This is a genomic window from bacterium (assembly GCA_016873475.1).
In the GTDB taxonomy this organism is placed as follows: Bacteria; Krumholzibacteriota; Krumholzibacteriia; order JACNKJ01; family JACNKJ01; genus VGXI01.
Genome location: VGXI01000229.1, coordinates 1 through 4,562, shown reverse-complemented (window position 1 = coordinate 4,562; position 4,562 = coordinate 1). Strand labels below are relative to the sequence as shown.

At 65.2% G+C, this 4,562-nt stretch carries 7 protein-coding genes and 1 pseudogene; all 8 read right to left on the bottom strand.

The window, feature by feature from the left end; genetic code table 11:
• Positions 1 to 37: 37 nt before the first annotated feature.
• Positions 38 to 913, bottom strand: a complete 876-nt coding sequence (locus FJ251_13730) for a hypothetical protein (GenBank protein MBM4118764.1) — start codon at positions 911 to 913, stop codon at positions 38 to 40.
• Positions 914 to 1,135, bottom strand: a pseudogene (locus tag FJ251_13725) (IS91 family transposase).
• Between the two features lie 30 nt (positions 1,136 to 1,165).
• Positions 1,166 to 1,450, bottom strand: coding sequence for a hypothetical protein (locus FJ251_13720; GenBank protein MBM4118763.1), 285 nt, complete (start codon positions 1,448 to 1,450; stop codon positions 1,166 to 1,168).
• 213 nt (positions 1,451 to 1,663) lie between these two features.
• Positions 1,664 to 2,083: a hypothetical protein gene (locus FJ251_13715; protein ID MBM4118762.1), complete on the bottom strand. Its 420-nt coding sequence runs from the start codon at positions 2,081 to 2,083 to the stop codon at positions 1,664 to 1,666.
• Positions 2,084 to 2,856: 773 nt separating this feature from the next.
• Complete coding sequence (locus tag FJ251_13710) at positions 2,857 to 3,078, bottom strand: hypothetical protein (protein MBM4118761.1); 222 nt, start codon at positions 3,076 to 3,078, stop codon at positions 2,857 to 2,859.
• A 3-nt stretch (positions 3,079 to 3,081) separates the two neighbouring features.
• A complete protein-coding gene (locus tag FJ251_13705; GenBank protein ID MBM4118760.1) occupies positions 3,082 to 3,699 on the bottom strand; it encodes a hypothetical protein in 618 nt (205 codons plus the stop codon).
• Positions 3,700 to 3,722: 23 nt separating this feature from the next.
• Positions 3,723 to 4,187 (bottom strand): hypothetical protein, encoded by a 465-nt coding sequence (locus FJ251_13700; GenBank protein MBM4118759.1) that lies wholly within the window; start codon positions 4,185 to 4,187, stop codon positions 3,723 to 3,725.
• 10 nt (positions 4,188 to 4,197) lie between these two features.
• Positions 4,198 to 4,500, bottom strand: a complete 303-nt coding sequence (locus FJ251_13695; protein MBM4118758.1) for a hypothetical protein — start codon at positions 4,498 to 4,500, stop codon at positions 4,198 to 4,200.
• Positions 4,501 to 4,562: the final 62 nt, after the last annotated feature.

The window sequence follows — 4,562 nt, the reverse complement described above, 5'->3', positions numbered from 1 at the left end:
ATGTGCTCGAGGATGCGCCGCACTGCGGTCGCCTCCGTCACGAAAGCGAGGATTCGCATGGCGCCGCTGCAGCGCGGGCAGACCAGGAGCAGCGCCTCGTAGATCCGCGCCAGCAGCATGGCCCAGGCGTAGCGCTGCGTATGCGGGGTGGCGGCAGCGCCGGCGCTGGCGGGTCGTCTTTGCTAGCCAGCTCCATGCGCGCCGCGGCCTGGCGCAGCTGGAAGGCCAGCGCTTCGCTCGGGCCCGCTGTCGCGATCACCGCCGAGCGCAGGCGCGCGTGTGGAGCCAGTGCACCGTAGTAGCGCGTGCGATGCTGCCTGGGCGGCGGGATCAGCGCCGCCAGGCGGGCTAGCAGCGTGAGCGGCTTGAGGTAGAGACAGGTGCGGCCATCGGCTAGAGGCTTTGTCAGCCGGTAGGCCACCGTATCGGCACTCAGGCGATCCAGGCGCGCGCTGCTGAAGCTCGGTCGCGCGCAGTAGCGCGCCAGGCGCTCCAGGCCCTGGCGATTCCAGGCAGCGAGCCGCACCGAAGCATCCACTGAAAAGCCACCGCTGTGCCGCCAGGCGAGCATGCCGACCGCAGCCTGCGCTTTCATATAATCGTGGCGAACCAGCCAGGCCAGCACACGGCGGCGCACCTGCGCTTGCACCCAACCGATGTCCACTGGACCGGCCTCGTAGAAGATCGCCTCGCCCACGGGCGTGGCCGCGAAGCGGCCATCGGTGATCAGGCAGTGGAAGTGGGTGTGGTCGTTCAACGCGGCGCCGAAGTGATGGACGAAGGCCACCGCCCCGAAGCGGGTCCCGGCCGGCGCCTCGGGGCTAGCCCGGCGAACAACTGGCTTGGCCGCCCGGACAAAGATGCCGAGCGCAGAGCTCAGCGTCTCGGGCCGGTGGCGAGTAAGCCAGCGCACCTAGTACCGAATCGACACCCGCGGCAGCACCTGACCAATCGGGGGCGCCGCGGTCTCGACCATCCGACGCATGTCGCAGCTCGGGCACAGGCCCCGCGTGCGGCAAGAGAAGGCCAGCAGAAAGTCATGCCCGCAACGGCCGCAGCAAACATGGGCGAGGCCGTGGGCGAGAACGCCGCACTCGAGGTACTTGCGGAAGCTGCGCTCGACGAAGGCGGGAAGATGAACTAACCAAGAAGCAAGGCCCCCTTTCTAATTGACTTGGGGGTTGCCGCCAGCTTGGCTGGCCAGATTGATGATGTCACATCTTTCCATCCGGATAGTGTCCGGATGCCCAGCAACGATCACTTGGAAGATGATACCGGACGACTTGTCCAAGTCTACGCCGGCAGCGACAATCGGAAAGCTTGGCTGGGCTTGCCAGGCTGACGAGACAGCTCTCATCAGCTTCAGCACCGCAAGGCCGCGGGCTTCTTGTTCGACCAGACCAGCTTGCTGGATCAGCTGTACTAGTGCAGCTTTCAACTCATCGGGCAAGGTCTTGAAAGAGCACCTCCTTATAGCGTCTACACGTGCAGAGTCTGAGATCTTGCCGCTTGAACGAAGGAGTTGGCCATTTCGAGGCCCCTTGGGCCTGCGATTGTGAGAGGTGTCGCGGGCGATTATGTGACGCCTATCCGAGCAACTTGGGTACCTTGTCGCCCCACCTGCCTTGAGGCCGTGTGGCATATCGCGGCAGGTGAGGTGGGCTCACCGGTCGGGTGCGAACAATGAGGCGGCGATGAGATACACAGTGATCATGAGAAGCGCTGCGGGCCCATAGGCGATCGCTCCCCACGGGACGGTGATGAAGGCAATGATCCCGGTCAGGAGTCCCACGCCGACTCTGGTGAGGCCTGGCATGAGGAAGAGACCTACGCAGAGAGCGCCTAGGACGGCGATGGCGAGCTGCCCGTCTAGACCGATGGTGCGCGTTAGGAAGGGATAGAGCGTAAGCAGCACGGCGGCCTCGATGATGGCAGCTCCGCGCCTCCTCTGGCGCTCATCGCGCCGCCCAGTTGGATCGAGGAAGTTTGGACCGGACCAACGCCGTAACCTTCCCCCCACCATGTACCAGATGGCGGTCGCGACTAGGGCCATGGTTGCGATCGCAATAACGACTACATGCATGCCACCAGCAACCTCATTGGGACCCGACCACGACTACTTGTCGTGCACCCAGGCTTCGGCGCGATCCATCGCCTGACCGGCCGATGATGCCCTGCCGATGTTGGTGGTTCCGGCGTACCCGACATAGACATCACCGCTACCCTTGTTCCACTTCACCTCGTAGCTGTTACCCGACTTTCCCCCCCGAACTCTCCCGATTACCTCTGCGCCCATTCTTCCCCCCCAGTGTGAGCGAAGCCCAGACGGACATTGGCTGCTCCCCGGCCCACTGCTCTCCTGCTGGCTTCCGCCGAGGAAAGGCCATAGCCCTGGAAGCGGTGTGCGAACCCGGTGGTCCGACAGCCTTCAACTTGCTGAGACGATTGAAAGGAGTACCATGAAGCCCCTGAGACCGCAATCTGCTCTTGGACCTCATATTGCGGCGCAGATACTGCCACGAGGCGCGTAGCTTTCGACGGTGACGGAGAAGCGCCCTGGGACCTCCGCGGGCTCAACTGCTGACGGATAGGTGTTCAAGGCCCCTTCCGCGGCTGCCCGCCGCCCAGTAGACCTCTTCCCGATTCCGCGATCTGCTTTGAGTATGCGCCGGGCTCTAGCGCCTGTCAACGCGAGCGCCGGTTTGAACCCGCAGCTGTCACCCGGCGGCGTCAGGCATCACGGCGGATGTCGGGTGCCGGGCGCATCAGCGTCGGAGCTGTCCTGCAGCCGGCGCCCGCAGCACTCTCAGGCGCTCGCCGCGCACAGACTCCGTCCCCGTTCGCAGAGCGCGCTACTCACCCGGGCTCGTTCTCGAAGGCCGTGCGCTGATCGATGTCGGCCTCGCCGCCTCCCTCCCACGCGAAATCCGCGCACGGCGGCGCCTGCGAGGGCGACAGCGGCGCCGGTGTGATACCTTTCCCCATGTGGTCGAGGATGCGCCGCACCGTGGCCGCTTCCGTCACGAAGGCGAGGATTCGCATAGCGCCGCTGCAGCGCGGGCAGACCAGGGGCAGCACCCCTTACTTCGGGAAGAACCGAGTGAGCAACCCGAGCCTTCGTGCCATAACGCGCAGGGACTCCTCGACCAACCGATCATGCTGTGCAGCCTCTCGCTCGAATGTCTCCCAGCGCATCCACTTCGGCTTGTCGCCGGGCTCATTGAGAATTCCCGGCTTCCAGCCAAGCCGCCTGCGAAGGCGGTTGGCAGCCCTCACTGCCCGGTCGCCTTCGTCCTCCCGGGTGCTGCCGTAGGCGAGCTTGTGGCACCGTCGGCAGGCGAAAACGCCACCGCCGTATAGGATCGCCACCCGTCGCCCGCAGCCTGCCGCCGGGCAGACGAACCAGGGACGGCTGCCCCCGAAGTGGCACGGTGTGCGCTCGATGAACACGGGGTACGACTCGTCTTTCCAGTCGCCGCCCTCTTGCCGGTGGCGATAGATCAGGAGCACCCTGCCTGGCTCGGCTCGGGTCGAAATGGACCCCCTGGACTGCTCGCCGCGCTTCCATTGCCACACCCCGAAAGCCCCCGGTCGAAGCATCCCCTTCCGGGCGAGGACCCTGACATCCAAGCTCAGATACTCGTCCGTTGTCGGCTTCGAGTCGCAGCGCCAGCCTCGGCCGCTTCCTGGTCCACCCATCGGATTCTCCCGAAATCAATTGGCTAACTTGCCTCTTTCGGCACCTGCTGGGCCTCTGAGTCGTGCTTCTTGGCCCGGGTCGCCTTGGCTTTCGCCCGCCGACGCTCCCGGTCCTCAGCTTCCCGAAGCTCGGCCGCGACCAGCGCCCTGACGCGTTCCTTGAACTCATCGTTTTCGGTCAGCATCGGGTAGAGCGCGGCATCGATGAACGGCTTCGCCAGCTCTTCCACGAGTTGGTCGCGCCCAGAGAGATGGTGCGCTACGACAGTCAGTGGCGCAGGCGCCACGGTGCGCGACTTCCCCACCAGGTACTGCGTCAGCCAGGTCCGCGCACTCGCGTCCCCCGCCTTCGCGGCGGTCAACGCCGCCTCCACGACCTCTCGCCAGTCCTCGAGAGTCACCGTCTCGAGGAGGGTGCCCATGTAGTCCGACTCCGTCCGGCGGTGTTCGACGGGGCCCTTGATGTAGCCGCTCAGCTTCAATGCCATGTTCCTGACCTCAATGCACGGTGTGGCGAGTCAAGACCAGCTCCCAAGCCAGGCGTTCTGCTTCGGCCCGGTTGAGACCGCCATCGAACTCCAGAATCGCCGCTCGTTCCTCGAACTCCTCGCGCAGGCACTCCGCGTCCGGCGGCCCAGCCCTTGCGGCACTGCCAGTACTGCCGAAGGAAGGCTCGGCCTCGGGGCACGGGACGCCAGGGCGCACTGCCGATACTGCCGAAATGCCTCCAACGGCAGTAACGGCAGTATGCCCCCGGGTGCATTCCGGGATCTCCCTCCGCGCACGGGCAAGCCAGTCCATGCCTACGCCTTCTTCCACTTGGCCTTGATAGCCGGGTTGATGCGATACTGAGTGGTTCGCCT

Bases quoted from the DNA above. Each gene is read 5' to 3' on its own strand.
- FJ251_13715 (MBM4118762.1), bottom strand. From the start codon at position 2,083: ATGCATGTAGTCGTTATTGCGATCGCAACCATGGCCCTAGTCGCGACC.
- FJ251_13705 (MBM4118760.1), bottom strand. From the start codon at position 3,699: ATGGGTGGACCAGGAAGCGGCCGAGGCTGGCGCTGCGACTCGAAGCCG.
- FJ251_13700 (MBM4118759.1), bottom strand. From the start codon at position 4,187: ATGGCATTGAAGCTGAGCGGCTACATCAAGGGCCCCGTCGAACACCGC.
- FJ251_13695 (MBM4118758.1), bottom strand. From the start codon at position 4,500: ATGGACTGGCTTGCCCGTGCGCGGAGGGAGATCCCGGAATGCACCCGG.